Origin of the sequence: Blastococcus sp. TML/M2B, from assembly GCF_016612865.1 — a bacterium.
Taxonomy (GTDB): domain Bacteria; phylum Actinomycetota; class Actinomycetes; order Mycobacteriales; family Geodermatophilaceae; genus Blastococcus.
Genome location: NZ_JAENZZ010000001.1, coordinates 749,622 through 762,888 on the forward strand (window position 1 = coordinate 749,622; position 13,267 = coordinate 762,888).

Below are 13,267 nucleotides of genomic sequence, written 5' to 3' on the forward strand. Positions count from 1 at the left end.
GCCCCTGGGGTCAGCCGTTCCAGGGGACGTAGTCGGTCCCACCGCCCAGCGCGGTGAGGACGATCATGGCGGTGAAGGCGAGGACGACGACCACCGCCGCGAGGGCCAGCAGCAGCAGCATGTGGTCCTCGATGCCGGGCTTCTCGGGAGGCTTCTTCCGATCCGGGCGGGCCGGGTGCTCGTCGGGAGGGCGGTGCTGCCCGGCCACGGCGGGGGGCCGGTTCACGGGACGGGTCATGACGACTCCCGGGGGAAGCCGGCCGCGGAGACCGGCGTCCGGACGCCGGCGGCCCGGCGCCCGACGACCACGCTAGCGCTGTCGCGTGCTCGGGGACGGGGCCGGAGGTCCCGGGTGCCGGGTCCGTCGTCCGTCGGCGGATCCGGCCGATCGGCCCTGTCCGTCCCCGCGCGGTGCGGTCGACCCTTCCGGCTGGGAGGGGAGGCGGCACCGACCCGGATCCGGGACGACGCCGACTCCTACCGCGTCGAGCCGGCACCCTTCCGCCGGCGGGCCGTCGCCTCTAGCGTCGCGCCGTGATCACCGAGAAGGTCGACCTCGACGGCCGCCCGTTCACCCTCGACCGGCCCGACTCCCCGCCGGAGGACGGCGTCGTGTTCGTGCTCAACCTGCACGGCGCCGGATCGCTGGGCCCGTGGCAGCGCGAGTACTTCCCGGTGCACGACCACGTCGACGAGTTCGGGCTGGTGGTCGCCACCCCGACCGCGCGGACGACGTCGCCCTTCCGCAGGTGGGTCGCCGAGGCCGACGACGCGTACCTGCAGGCCGTCGTCGAGGACGTCCTCGCCCGGTATCCGGGGCGGGTCCGGTCGTTCTGGCTGGCCGGGCACTCGCAGGGCAGCATCACGTCGAACCATGGCTGCTGCGCACCGACTGGTGGGCCGACCGGGTCGACGGCTGGCTGAGCCTTTCCGGTGTGCGCCTGGGGCAGGTGACCGTCGTCGAGGGTTTCGGCCCGCCGGCGCAGCCGGGGCAGCCCTCGCTGGCGGCGCTCCCGCCGGAGGCGCGGGCCCGGATGTTCGGCGTCGCGCGGGGCCTGCCGGAGGGGGAGTTCTCCTTCGTCTACGCGGTCGGGGAGCACGAGATCGTCGCGCTGCCCGAGACCTCGCCGTGGGCGGAACGGTTCGGCGGCGGCACCCGCGTCCGGCTGGACGACGTCGTCGACGAGCAGCCCGGGCGGGTGCACGACACGCGGCCCGGCACGCCGACGCGCGCGTGGGGCGGGCCGCCGGCACCGGGCACAGCAGAGGTCTACGTCTACCCGGAGCTGGAGGGGGACCGGGTGGTCGCCGACGTGCTGCGGCGGGACAAGGGGCACACCGAGGGCCTCGAGCCCCGGGTCGTCCGGACGCTCGTGGAGCTGGTGGCCCGCGCGCCCGGCGGGAAGCTGCAGCCCGCCGGCTGAGCCGCACTGGAAGGTGGGCCGGCACCCGGGCGGGCGACACGCAGGCCCGGGCCGGGCGGGGCGCGCGGGTCCGTCGCAGACTGGGGGCGTGTCGGACCTCTCCGCCGTCCCGTCGCGGGCGGCGGCTCCCCAGTGACGGCCACCGAGCTCCAGCTCCCCGGCACCCGTGGGCGGCCCGCACCACCGCCGCCGGAGGGCGGCTGGCTCAAGCGGCTCATCGGCTACTGCCTCCGCCACCGGGCCGACCTGTACGGCGCGTTCGCCGCGGCGCTGGTCGCCTCGGTGGTGGCCGGGCTGGCGCCGCTGCTGGTGCGGGAGGTCGTCGACCGGGTGGTCGAGGGCACGGAGACGGGCCGGTCGGTCGACATCACCCCGTTCGTGGTCGCGCTGATCGGGGCCGGGGCGCTGCGGTTCGCGGCCGGGTTCGTCCGCCGGTACCTCGCCGGCCGGCTCTCGCTCGACGTCCAGATGGACCTGCGCAACGACGTCCACGCGGCGCTGGCGCGGGTCGACGGCCCCGGCCAGGACCACCTGCAGACCGGGCAGACGGTCAGCCGGGCGATCAGCGACGTGACCCTGGTCCAGGGGCTGCTGGCGTTCCTGCCCAACCTGACCGGCAACGCGCTGCTGTTCCTCGTCTCGCTGGGCGTCATGGCGTGGCTCTCGCCGCTGCTGACGCTGGTCGCGCTCGCCGTCGGCCCGGCGCTGTGGTTCCTGGCGCTGCGCTCGCGGCGGGACCTCTTCCCGGCGAACTGGGCCGCGCAGCAGCAGGCCGGCGCCGTCGTCGGCGACGTCGAGGCCGCGGTCACCGGCGTCCGCGTGGTCAAGGGCTTCGGCCAGGAGGACCGCGAGCTCGACCGGATCGAATCCGGCGCCCGCCGGCTCTACGGCGCCCGGCTGCGGGTGGTCCGGTTCACGGCGCTCTACAACCCGCTGCTGCAGGCCGTGCCGGCGCTCGGGCAGGTCGGCGTGCTGGCGCTGGGCGGCTGGCTGGCGCTGCGCGGCTCGATCAGCCTGGGCACCTTCCTGGCCTTCGCCACCTACCTGGCCGCGCTGGTCGCGCCGGTCCGGCAGCTCGCCGCGCTGCTCACCATCGGGCAGCAGGCCCGCGCCGGGGTGGAGCGGGTGCTGGAGATCGTGGACAGCCGGCCGACGGTGCTGCCCGGCACCGGCCGGCTGCCGGACGGGCCGCTGACCGTCCAGCTCGACGACGTCACCTTCGGCCACGACGACGACCGGCCGGTGCTCTCGGGGGTCTCGCTGCGGATCGAGCCGGGGGAGACCCTCGCGCTGATCGGCACCGCGGGCTCCGGCAAGTCCAGCGTGGTCAACCTGCTGCCGCGCTTCTACGACGTCGCCTCGGGCAGCGTGCGGATCGGCGGGGTCGACGTCCGCGACCTGGACACCGACGACCTGCGGTCGGCGATGGGCGTCGTCTTCGAGGACAGCTGTTCCTGTTCTCCGACTCGGTGCGGTCGAACATCGCCTTCGGGCGGCCGGACGCGACGGACGACGAGGTGCGCGCCGCCGCCCGCGCCGCGCAGGCCGACGGGTTCATCTCCGAGCTGCCGCACGGCTATGACACCGTCGTCGGCGAGCAGGGGCTGACCCTGTCCGGTGGGCAGCGGCAGCGGGTCGCCCTGGCCCGGGCGCTGCTGGTCGCGCCGCGTGTGCTGGTGCTGGACGACGCGACCTCCGCCGTCGACGCCGCGGTGGAGGCCCGCATCCACGAGGCGCTGCGCGGGGAGATGCGCGGCCGGACGGTGCTGCTGGTCGCGCACCGGCGGTCGACGCTCGCGCTGGCCGACCGGGTCGCCGTCCTGGACGCGGGCCGGGTGGTCGATGTCGGCACCGCCGCGGAGCTCGAGGCGCGCTCGCCGCTGTACCGGCTGCTGCTGTCGGGCGCCGAGGGCGACGTCCCGCCCCTGGCCGAGGTGCCCCCGGCCGGGGGCACCACCCCGGAGGCGTGGCCCGAGCCCGAGGCCCCGGTGGAGGACGGCGGCCCGTCGCGGGCCGCGACCGCGTCCATCGGCGCGCCCGGTGGTGGCGGTGGCGGTGGCGCGGGCATGGCGGCGGCGGCCGCGCCCACGGCTGCCCTCCGCGCGCTGGTCGACCGGCTGCCGCCCGCGGACGCGCTCCCGGACGTGCCGGCCGAACGCGCCCGCGCCGCCGATCCGGACTTCACGCTGCGGCGGCTGCTGCGGCCGTTCCGCTGGCCGCTGGCCGCGGCGATCGTGCTGGTGGCCGGGGACACCGCCGCGCAGCTGGCGATCCCCGCCCTGGTGCGGAAGGGCGTGGACGACGGCGTGGCCGCGCAGTCGCTGCCGCTGCTGCTGACCGTCGCGGCGGTCGCGCTGGGCGTCGTGGTCGCGGACTGGGCGCTGGCCCGGGGCGCGGCCTGGCTGACCGGGCGCACCGGCGAGCGGCTGCTCTACACGCTGCGGGTGAAGACCTTCGCCCAGCTGCAGCGGCTCGGGCTGGACTTCTACGAGCGCGAGCTCGGCGGCCGGATCATGACGCGGATGACGACGGACGTCGACGCGCTGTCGACGTTCCTGCAGACAGGCTTGACGACCGCGCTGGTCAGCCTGCTCACCCTGACCGGGGTGCTGGTCGCGCTGTTCCTCTTCGACGCCGCGCTCGCGCTGGTGCTGGTGGCCGTGCTGCCGGTGCTGGTGGTCGCCACCGTCTGGTTCCGGTCGCGGTCGGTGCCGGCGTACACCGAGGCGCGCGAGCGGGTGAGCGCGGTCAACGCCCGGCTGCAGGAGGACGTCGCCGGGCTGCGGGTCACCCAGGCGTTCAACCGGACCGAGCGCTCGACCGCGGTGTTCGAGGGCTACGCGCGCAGCTACCGCGACGTGCGGCTGCGGGCACAGCGGTACATCGCCACCTACTTCCCGTTCGTCGAGTTCCTGTCCGAGGTGGCGGCGGCCGCGGTGCTGGCGGTCGGGGCCGCGCGGCTCACCTCGGGCAGCATCACGACCGGCGTGCTGATCGCCTTCGTGCTCTACGTCGACACGTTCTTCGCGCCGGTGCAGCAGCTCTCGCAGGTGTTCGACAGCTACCAGCAGGCCTCGGTCGGCCTGCGCCGGCTGCGCGACCTGCTGCGGACGCCGACGTCGACGCCGGCCGTGCCCGACGCCGCCCCGGTGGGCCCGCTGCGCGGCGAGGTGCACCTGGACGACGTCACGTTCGCCTACACGGGCGCGCCGGAGGCGGCGCTGCGGAACGTGACGATGACCGTCGCGCCGGGGGAGACGCTGGCGCTGGTCGGGGAGACCGGTGCGGGCAAGTCGACGGTGGTGAAGCTGGTGGCGCGGTTCTACGACCCGACGTCGGGGGCGGTGTGCGTGGACGGCGCGGACCTGCGCTCGCTGGACCTGCTGCAGTACCGGCACCGGCTGGGCGTCGTGCCGCAGGAGGCCTACCTGTTCGAGGGCACCGTGCGTGACGCGATCGCCTACGGCCGGCCCGACGCGACCGACGCCGAGGTGGAGGCCGCCGCCCGGGCCGTCGGCGCGCACGACATGGTGGCCGGGCTGCCGAAGGGCTACCGGACGCGGGTGGGGGAGCGCGGGCGCTCGCTGTCGGCCGGGCAGCGGCAGCTGCTGGCGCTGGCCCGCGCGGAGCTGGTCGACCCCGACGTGCTGCTGTTCGACGAGGCGACCGCCTCGCTGGACCTGGCCACCGAGGCCGCGGTCACCCGGGCGGCGGACGCGGTGGCCCGGCGGCGGACGACGCTGGTCGTCGCGCACCGGCTGACGACGGCGGCCCGCGCCGACCGGGTGGCGGTGCTCGTGCACGGCCGGCTGGTGGAGATCGGGACGCACGACGAGCTGCTGGCCGCGGGTGGTGCGTACGCCGCGCTGTGGGAGGCGTTCACCGCGGACGAGGACGCCGACCCGCTGATGGACTGAACGCCCCGGGTCAGCCGAGCAGCGCGAGCACGCCCTTCGCCGTCGACTGCGCCTGGCTGAGCATCGCCGTCCCGGCCTGGCTGAGCACCTGGTTGCGGGAGAAAGCCGCCATCTCCAGGGCCATGTCGGCGTCCCGGATGCGGGACTCCGACGCCGTCAGGTTCGCCAGCGAGACCGACAGTCCTGCGGCGGTGTGCTCGAACCGGTTCTCCATCGCGCCCAGGGCGGCGCGCACGGAGGAGATCCGGTCGATGAGCTCGCCGGTGGTGGCGACCTTGGCCGGTGGTGCGTAGAGCGGGGTGAGGGCGGCCTCGTCGGCGGCGGTCGTCGCCGGGCCCGGGACCGCGCCGGTGAAGAGCAGGCCGGTCGCCGTCGTGGTGAAGCCGGTGCCGAGGGCGCCCGTGACGGCGGCGTTGAGCCGGTCGAGGTGGTCCTGCGGGGTGACCGCGCCGGTGTAGTCGACCGAGCCGAAGTCGAAGGCCTGCCCGCCGTAGTGGAGGGTGCCGGCCAGTGTGCGGAACTCGCCCGGTGCGTCGGTGGGCGAACCGAAGCCGCCGGTCAGCCGGAGCCGGCCGGCTTGCGCCGGCCCCGGCGCGGCGGATTCCGCCCAGACCGAGGTGGCCGGTGCCTCCAGGCCGCTGCCGACGGAGAGCAGGATGCCGGCCAGATTCAGCGGCCGGCCGTCCTCCGGGATGGTCACGCGCACGGTGTCGCCGGCGGCCCCGCCCACCTGGAAGTCGCGCTCGAAGGTGCCGTCGAGCAGCGGGATGCCGTTGAAGGTGGTGCTCCGGGCGATGCGGTCGATCTCCGCACGCACTCCGCTCGTCTCGGTCTGGATGGCCGCGAGCGCGGTGCTGTCGAGGGCGCCGACGTTGTGGCGCTGGACGGTCAGGTCGCTCAGCCGCTGCAGGAGCGCCGAGGTCTCGGCGAGCGCGCCCTCGGCGGTGCGCAGCAAGTTGATGCCGTCCTGGATGTTGCGCATGGCGACCGTGCCGCCGCGGATCTGGGCGCGTAGGCCCTCGGCGATGCTGAGCCCTGCCGCGTCGTCGGCGGCGGAGTTGATCCGCAGCCCGGTGGAGAGCCGGCGCAGGGAGACGGTCATCGCCTCGTCGTTGCGGGCCAGCGCGCGGTGGGTGCCCATCGCGGCGACGTTCGTGGCGACGCCCAGACCCACGCTGACCCCTCCCCGGTAGTGCCGACGCTCTGACATCGGCCCGGGCGCCGCGACCTCAACCCGAAACGAGGCGTCGCTGTCTCGGTTGTCGGAGCGGGCCGCCGTCCACCGTTCACCCGGGTGGGTGGAGCTGCCCGTCCGTCGTCCACAGATCGTGATCGCGGCCGGTCGCGGACCCTCCCGTTCTCCTACAGTCCGGCCGTGGCGAGCGCTCTGGACGTGGTGGACGGGGAGGTCCGCGAGCTCATCCGCCGCCGCGGGCTGGACCCGTTCACCGACCCCGGGCCGGTGCGGCTGCTGGTGCGCGACGTCGTCGCCGACTACTCGGAGCGGGCGCTCACCTCAGCGCTTCCCCCGATCGGGGACGCCGACTCCGTCGTCCGCGACGTGCTGGACCGGGTGGCCGGGTTCGGGCCGCTGCAGCGCTATCTCGACGACCCTGAGGTGGAGGAGATCTGGGTGAACGAGCCGGGCCGGGTGTTCATCGCCCGCCGCGGCCGTTCGGAGCTGACGACGACGATCCTCGCGCCCGGCGAGCTGGCCGACCTGGTCGAGCGGATGCTGCGCACCTCGGGTCGACGGATCGACATGTCGACCCCGTTCGTCGACGCGACTCTGCCCGACGGGTCGCGGCTGCACGTCGTCATCCCGGACATCACCCGCCGGCACATGGCGGTGAACATCCGCAAGTTCGTGCTGCAGGCGCACTCGCTGGACGAGCTGATCGCGCTCGGCACGATCACGGTGCAGGCGGCGCGGTTCCTGGAGGCGTCGGTCGCGGCCGGGCTCAACGTGCTGGTGTCCGGCGGCACGCAGGCCGGGAAGACCACGCTTCTGAACTGCCTGGCGGCCGCGATCCCGGCGCAGGAGCGGGTGATCACCTGTGAAGAGGTCTTCGAGCTGCGGGTGCCGCTGCCCGACGTCGTCGCCATGCAGACCCGCCAGCCCAACCTCGAGGGCGCCGGGGAGATCCCGCTGCGCCGGCTGGTCAAGGAGGCGCTGCGCATGCGGCCCTCGCGGATCGTCGTCGGCGAGGTGCGGCAGGAGGAGTGCCTCGACCTGCTGATTGCTCTGAACAGCGGACTTCCCGGCATGTGCACGCTGCACGCGAACAGCGCCCGCGAGGCCGTCGTGAAGATGTGCACGCTGCCGCTGCTGGCCGGCGAGAACATCGGGACGGCGTTCGTCGTCCCCACCGTGGCCTCCAGCGTCGACCTCGTCGTGCACGTGGGCACCGACCCGTCGGGGCAGCGGCGGGTGCGGGAGATCGTGGCTCTGCCCGGGCGGGCCGAGGGCGGCGTCATCGAGACCGCCGACGTCTTCACCACCCGCGACGGCCGGCTGGTGCGGGCCGACGGCTACCCGCCGCACGCCGACCGGTTCGCCGCCCGCGGCGTCGACCTCGCCGGGCTGCTGGCATGACCGGGCTGTCGGCATGACGCAGTCCGGGGCGCTGCTCGGCCTGCTGTTCGGCCTGGGCGCGCTGCTCATCTGGCGCAGCGGTCCGCGGGCGCCGCAGCGGCCGACGACCCCGCGGCGGCCGGGTCGCACGCAGCAGCTGCTCGGCGCGGCCGGGCTGACCGGCATCAACCCCGCCCAGCTGCTCGCGCTGCAGGTCGGGCTCGGGCTGCTGGTGCTCGTCGTCGTCCTGGTGACCACCGGAACGGTGACGGTGAGCCTGGCGTTCGGGCTGTTCGGCTTCGCGGTGCCGTACGCGCAGGTGCGCCGGCTCGCGGCCAAGCGGCAGGCCGACCTGCGCGAGGTGTGGCCGGAGGTCGTCGACAACCTGTCCTCGGCGGTGCGGGCGGGCATGTCGCTGCCCGAGGCTCTGGCCGCGCTGGGCACTCGCGGACCCGAGGTGCTGCGGCCGCCGTTCGCCCGCTTCGCCGCCGACTACCGCTCCACCGGACGCTTCGGGCCGGGGCTCGACCGGCTCAAGGCCGAGCTCGCCGACCCGGTCGGCGACCGGATCGTCGAGACGCTGCGCGTCGCGCGCGAGGTGGGCGGCACCGATCTGGGTCGGGTGCTGCGCACGCTCGCGACGTTCCTGCGCGAGGACGCCCGCGCCCGCGCCGAGCTGGAGACCCGGCAGGGCTGGGTCGTCTCCGCCGCGCGCCTGGCCGTGGCCGCGCCGTGGGTGGTGCTGCTCCTGCTGGCCACCCAGTCGACGACGTTGTCGGCCTACGACACCCCGCTCGGCACGGTGATCCTGGTCGGGGGCGGCGCGGTCTGCCTCGTCGCCTACCGGCTCATGCTGCGGATCGGCCGGCTGCCCCAGGACGTGCGGGTGCTCCAGTGAGCCCGGCCCTCACCGGGATGCTGCTCGGGCTGGTCGCCGCGGGCGGGCTGATCCTCGCGGTGCGGTACGCGCCGCCGTTCCGCGCGGTGCGGCTGGTCGACCGGCTGGCGCCGTACGTGCACGACACCCCGCCGCCGTCCCGGCTGCTGGGCACGCCGACCGAGCCGGGGCTGCTGGTCGCCGTCCGTCGGGTGTTCGGTCCGGCCATCGGGGACGGCGCCCGGCTGGTGGACCGCTTCCTCGGTGGGCGAGCGGCGGTGCGCCGTCGGCTGGAGGCGCTGGGCGGCGAGATGACCGTCGAGGACTTCCGCGTCGAGCAGGTGGTGTGGGGCGGTCTCGGCCTGCTGGGCGGCGTCGTCGTCGCCGGGGTCGGCTCGGCGGCGGCCGGGAGCCTGAACGTGCTGAGCGCGGGCCTGCTCTGCGTGGCCGGGCTGGTCGGCGGCGTGCTCGGCCGCGACTGGTGGCTGACGCAGCAGGTGAACCGGCGCGAGGAGCTGCTGCTCGCGGAGTTCCCGGTGGTCGCCGAGCTGCTCGCGCTGGCGGTGACGGCGGGGGAGAGCCCGGCCGCGGCGATCGCGCGGGTCACCCGCCTCTCCGGTGGCGAGCTGGCCCGCGAGCTCGGCGGTGCGCTGGGCCGGGCGCGTGCCGGGGTACCGCTGACCGAGGCGCTGCAGCAGGTCGCCGACCGGACCTCGCTGGATCCGCTGGCCCGCTTCATCGACGGGCTCCTGGTGGCGATCGAGCGCGGCACCCGGCTCGCCGAGGTGCTGCGCGCCCAGGCGGCCGACGTCCGGGAGGCCGGCAAGCGGCGGCTGCTCGAGGCCGGTGGCCGGAAGGAGATCGCCATGATGGTGCCGGTCGTCTTCCTCGTGCTGCCGGTGACTGTCCTCTTCGCCCTCTTCCCGGGACTGATCAGCATCGTCTCGCTGGCGCAGTGATGCCGGCGGACACGGAGAAAGGACGCGCCATGCGCCCGTTCGCATTCCTGACGGCGGCTCTGGCCGCCCTGACCGCCCGGCTCGAGGCCGACGATCCGGAGCGGGGGGACGTGCCCGGCTGGGTCATGATCACGGTGATGACGGCGGCGCTCGTGCTGGCCATCCTCGTGCCGTTCCGGACGGCGATCGTCGACGCGGTGACCAACGCGCTCACCTCCGTCACGAGCAGTGGCTGACGCGTCTCCTGCCGACGACGGCGGCGAGCGGGGGAGCGCCGTCGTCGACTTCGTGCTGGTCTCGCTGCTCGTCGTCGGGCTGCTGCTGGCGATCCTGCAGGTGGCGGTCTACGCGCACGTCCGGAACGTGGTGACGGCGAGCGCGCAGGAGGGCGCCCGGTTCGCGGCGAACGCCGACGTCGACTCGGCGGTGGGCGCCGCCCGCACGCTCGAGGTGGTCGGGCGGGCGACGACCGACCGGACCGCGGCGGGGCTGGTGTGCACCTCGGAGGAGGAGGCCGACCCGAGCGGCATGACGCTGGTGGTGGTGCGCTGCTCGGGGGCGGTGCCCTCGCTGCTGTCGGCGCTGGGCGACCTGCTGCCGCTGGAGGTCACCGGCCGCGCGGTGAAGGAGGGCGCGTGAGGTGGCTGCGCGCCCGGCTCGGGCAGCTGGAGGGCGAGCGCGGATCGGCGCTGGTGGAGTTCGTGTTCATCGCTCTGGTCGCCCTGGTGCCGCTGGTCTACATCGTGGCCGGGTTCTCGGCGGTGCAACGCGGGGTGTTCGCCGCGAATGCTGCCGCGCGCGAGGCGGGCCGGGCACTCGCGACGGCCGCCGACCCGGTGACCGGCCAGGCGCAGGCCCTGCGGGCAGCGGAGCTGGCGGTGGAGGACCAGTCGGTGGACGCGACCGACGTGCGGGTTGCCTACGCGCCGGCCGGCTCGGACTGCGATGCCGCCGGCTCGTACACGCCGGTGCTGGTGCCGGGGGAGCGGTTCTCGGTGTGCGTGACGGTGACGGTGCGGATCCCGCTGCTGCCGGAGTTCGTCGACGCGAACACGGCCACCGGCCAGTTCGTGGTGGAGCGGGAGCGGTACGTCGACGGGTGAACCGCCGGTGTGACGCATGGTGCACCAATCATTGGTGCACCCGGTGTTACGCTGGAGCCATGAAGTCCGACGTGGCCGAGGTGCCGACCGCCCTCGAGGCGGAGGACGTCCTCGCGCTCGACCGCCAGGTGTGCTTCGCGCTGTCCGTGGCCGCCCGCAACGTGGTGGCGATCTACCGGCCGGTGCTCGAGCCGCTGGGGCTCACCCACCCGCAGTACCTGGTGATGCTGGCGCTCTGGCAGTACGGCACGTCGTCGGTCAAGAAGCTCTCGCAGTTGCTCCAGCTCGACCCGGGCACGCTCTCGCCGCTGCTCAAGCGGCTCGAAGCGGCCGGTCTGCTGCGCCGCGAGCGGGACCCCGAGGACCAGCGCAACCTCGCGCTCGCGCTGACCGACGAGGGCAAGGCGCTGCGCGCGGAGGCGGAGAAGATCCCGGCCGGTATCGTCGAGCGGCTCGGCATGCCCGTCGAGGAGCTCGTCCACCTGCACGAGGTGCTGACTCGCGTCATCACGACGTCGCCAGGACGCGCTCGCCCGGTCCCGCGACGCCGCCAGTGCTCGGGGTGACCAGTCATGACCGGCCCGATCGACAGCATCGCCGAGGAGCCGATCGTCCGGCCCGCTCCGCACCGCTGGTTCTGGTACGCCCTGGGTGGTCGGCTGCCCCGCAAGCACCGCGGCTGGGTCCTGTTCGACACCACCACGAGCACCTGGTGGCTGCGGCACACCACGCGCAGCATGGTCCAGCTCGTCATCCCGATCGCGCTCATCATGGTCTTCGTGCCGGGCAGCTTCGGGCTGCGCGTCGGCATGTGCCTGCTCGGGATCTTCCTGGCGCTCATCTACTCGACCGCCTACATCGCCGAGTCGACCGAGACGCGGGTGAAGAAGGCCGGCTACCCCGTGGGCACCGCCCTGGCGCTGCGCGACCGCGCCGGCATCGAGCGCCAGCGGTTGGAGAGCGAGCGCAAGCGCGCCGCCGCCACCAAGCGCGCCGCCCGCTACCAGCGCCGCGCCGACCGCTAGCCGTCCCGCTCCGCCCTTGGGGTCGGCGGGAGCCGGTGTGAGGATGGCTGCGTGGCCGTACGTGACGCGCAGACGATCGACTCCATCGCCCGGGCCTCCGACGGGCTGCTCACCCTCCTCGTCACCGAGGACCGGCCCTACACGCCCGACACCGCAACGGCGCTGGCCGAGGAGCTGCGGGCCAAGCTCAACGCCTACATCTACGCGGTGAAGACCCGCCAGATCGCCGAGCGCGAGGGCGACGAGCCGGCCGTCGTCCTGCTCCACACGGTCGACGAGCCGCCGAAGGTGGTGCTCGACGTCCTCAAGGCGGCCGGGCATCTGCTCGCGGCGGACGGCGTGACCGTCGCCTGGCAGCTCGCCGACAGCATCCCCCCGGAGCGGGACCAGACGGACGTCGTCCGCGAGATCGCCGGGGGCCTGATCGACGCCGCTCCGGAGGAGTGGACCCACCTCAGCTACGCCGCGCTGCTCATCGGCGACCGGCGTCGCGACCGGCTCACCGCCACCACGGAGGAGGGGTCGGTCGACCTGCAGGGCGCGCCCGCCGAGGTGCGTGCGGCGGTCGAGGAGCTCAAGCAGCTGATGTGGACGCCGGACCGCGGTACCTGGCTGGAGCTGCAGTTCACCGTCGACCGCGCCGCCGGGCAGCTGAGCCCGGGGTTCAACTACAACCTCGAGCCGGCCGGGGATCCGCTGCCGGTCGAGGCCTACGTCGAGGAGCTGCGGCGGTTCCCGCGGCCGTCCCCGGCGATGCCCGACTGGCTCGCGCAGCGGGTGGCCGACGCCGGCTGACCCCTCCGCTCTGCGCTTCCGCGGAACGGCGGATCGCGCCTGATGCACGTTCCCGCGGGAACGTCGCGCGCTTCCGCGGGAGCGTCGCGCCCCGGATCAGCCGGCCAGGTCGCGGCGGAACAGCACGTACTCGCCGTCCTCACCGGTGCACCGGAAGCCGGCCGCCTCGTAGAGCCGGCGGGCCGGGTTCTCCCGGTGCACCCCCAGAGCCAGAGCGGCGTGCCCGCCGCGCCGGACATGGTCGGCGACGGCGTCCAGCAGCCGGCGGCCCAGGCCGAGGCGCCGGTGCGCCGGCGAGACGTGCAGGGTGACCACCGTGGCGACGCCGTCCAGCACGGTCCACATCCCGTAGCCGACGGGCGCTCCGTCCAGCTCGACGACGGTGGTCCGCTCCAGGTTCTCGCCCCACAGCCGCCGGTTGCGGTCGAGCGCGGCCAGCCACGCCGCCTCCTGGTCGGGCTCCCGCTGGCGGATGTAGTCGAGCTCCGCCGCCTCGACGAGCGGCAGGTCCACCGCAGAAGCGGTGCGCCACCGCAGCTGCGGCTCCTCGCCCATGCGCTCCTCCGTACCCGTGCCTGTCGGAACGGCCCGC

General features: G+C 74.8%; 16 protein-coding genes. 13 read left to right on the plus strand and 3 right to left on the minus strand.

Annotated elements, in window-relative coordinates:
* Positions 1 to 10: 10 nt before the first annotated feature.
* Positions 11 to 238, minus strand: a complete 228-nt coding sequence (locus JKP75_RS03655) for a hypothetical protein (protein ID WP_200489143.1) — start codon at positions 236 to 238, stop codon at positions 11 to 13.
* Between the two features lie 296 nt (positions 239 to 534).
* Here JKP75_RS03655 and JKP75_RS03660 point away from each other — a divergent pair, with 296 nt between their 5' ends.
* The 4 genes from JKP75_RS03660 (at position 535) to JKP75_RS24330 (ending at position 5,341) form a co-directional block, all read left to right on the plus strand.
* Positions 535 to 924 (plus strand): hypothetical protein, encoded by a 390-nt coding sequence (locus tag JKP75_RS03660; protein ID WP_200492772.1) that lies wholly within the window; start codon positions 535 to 537, stop codon positions 922 to 924.
* A gap of 11 nt (positions 925 to 935) precedes the next feature.
* Positions 936 to 1,424: a hypothetical protein gene (locus tag JKP75_RS03665; protein WP_200492773.1), complete on the plus strand. Its 489-nt coding sequence runs from the start codon at positions 936 to 938 to the stop codon at positions 1,422 to 1,424.
* Positions 1,425 to 1,556: 132 nt separating this feature from the next.
* On the plus strand, positions 1,557 to 3,032 hold the full coding sequence (locus JKP75_RS22445; protein WP_200492774.1) for an ABC transporter ATP-binding protein: 1,476 nt from the start codon (positions 1,557 to 1,559) through the stop codon (positions 3,030 to 3,032).
* Positions 2,942 to 5,341 carry an ATP-binding cassette domain-containing protein gene (locus tag JKP75_RS24330; protein ID WP_200492775.1) on the plus strand — a complete coding sequence of 800 codons (2,400 nt, stop codon included), beginning with the start codon at positions 2,942 to 2,944 and terminating at the stop codon, positions 5,339 to 5,341. Before JKP75_RS22445 ends, JKP75_RS24330 begins: the two co-directional genes overlap by 91 nt.
* Positions 5,342 to 5,351: 10 nt before the next feature.
* Here JKP75_RS24330 and JKP75_RS23310 read toward each other — a convergent pair whose 3' ends face one another.
* Positions 5,352 to 6,515, minus strand: coding sequence for a flagellin (locus JKP75_RS23310; RefSeq protein WP_207146577.1), 1,164 nt, complete (start codon positions 6,513 to 6,515; stop codon positions 5,352 to 5,354).
* A gap of 201 nt (positions 6,516 to 6,716) precedes the next feature.
* On the opposite strand from JKP75_RS23310, the gene JKP75_RS03685 reads away from it, so the two are divergent.
* The 9 genes from JKP75_RS03685 to JKP75_RS03725 are packed head-to-tail and all read left to right on the plus strand — an operon-like array spanning position 6,717 to position 12,675.
* The gene (locus JKP75_RS03685) at positions 6,717 to 7,937 is read left to right on the plus strand and encodes an ATPase, T2SS/T4P/T4SS family (protein ID WP_309229490.1); all 1,221 of its coding nucleotides are present in this window, start codon (positions 6,717 to 6,719) and stop codon (positions 7,935 to 7,937) included.
* A gap of 13 nt (positions 7,938 to 7,950) precedes the next feature.
* Complete coding sequence (locus JKP75_RS03690) at positions 7,951 to 8,814, plus strand: type II secretion system F family protein (protein ID WP_200489140.1); 864 nt, start codon at positions 7,951 to 7,953, stop codon at positions 8,812 to 8,814.
* On the plus strand, positions 8,811 to 9,752 hold the full coding sequence (locus tag JKP75_RS03695; RefSeq protein ID WP_200489139.1) for a type II secretion system F family protein: 942 nt from the start codon (positions 8,811 to 8,813) through the stop codon (positions 9,750 to 9,752). Before JKP75_RS03690 ends, JKP75_RS03695 begins: the two co-directional genes overlap by 4 nt.
* 29 nt (positions 9,753 to 9,781) lie before the next feature.
* Positions 9,782 to 9,988 carry a hypothetical protein gene (locus tag JKP75_RS03700; RefSeq protein ID WP_200489138.1) on the plus strand — a complete coding sequence of 69 codons (207 nt, stop codon included), beginning with the start codon at positions 9,782 to 9,784 and terminating at the stop codon, positions 9,986 to 9,988.
* Positions 9,981 to 10,391, plus strand: a complete 411-nt coding sequence (locus JKP75_RS03705; RefSeq protein ID WP_200489137.1) for a TadE/TadG family type IV pilus assembly protein — start codon at positions 9,981 to 9,983, stop codon at positions 10,389 to 10,391. Before JKP75_RS03700 ends, JKP75_RS03705 begins: the two co-directional genes overlap by 8 nt.
* Positions 10,388 to 10,855 carry a hypothetical protein gene (locus JKP75_RS03710; protein ID WP_200489136.1) on the plus strand — a complete coding sequence of 156 codons (468 nt, stop codon included), beginning with the start codon at positions 10,388 to 10,390 and terminating at the stop codon, positions 10,853 to 10,855. Before JKP75_RS03705 ends, JKP75_RS03710 begins: the two co-directional genes overlap by 4 nt.
* Before the next feature lie 59 nt (positions 10,856 to 10,914).
* A complete protein-coding gene (locus JKP75_RS03715; RefSeq protein ID WP_200492776.1) occupies positions 10,915 to 11,421 on the plus strand; it encodes a MarR family winged helix-turn-helix transcriptional regulator in 507 nt (168 codons plus the stop codon).
* Positions 11,422 to 11,427: 6 nt separating this feature from the next.
* Positions 11,428 to 11,880, plus strand: a complete 453-nt coding sequence (locus JKP75_RS03720; RefSeq protein ID WP_200489134.1) for a DUF5313 family protein — start codon at positions 11,428 to 11,430, stop codon at positions 11,878 to 11,880.
* Between the two features lie 51 nt (positions 11,881 to 11,931).
* Positions 11,932 to 12,675: a hypothetical protein gene (locus tag JKP75_RS03725; protein WP_200489133.1), complete on the plus strand. Its 744-nt coding sequence runs from the start codon at positions 11,932 to 11,934 to the stop codon at positions 12,673 to 12,675.
* Positions 12,676 to 12,771: 96 nt separating this feature from the next.
* On the opposite strand, the gene JKP75_RS03730 is transcribed toward JKP75_RS03725, so the two are convergent.
* On the minus strand, positions 12,772 to 13,230 hold the full coding sequence (locus JKP75_RS03730) for a GNAT family N-acetyltransferase (RefSeq protein ID WP_200489132.1): 459 nt from the start codon (positions 13,228 to 13,230) through the stop codon (positions 12,772 to 12,774).
* Positions 13,231 to 13,267: the final 37 nt, after the last annotated feature.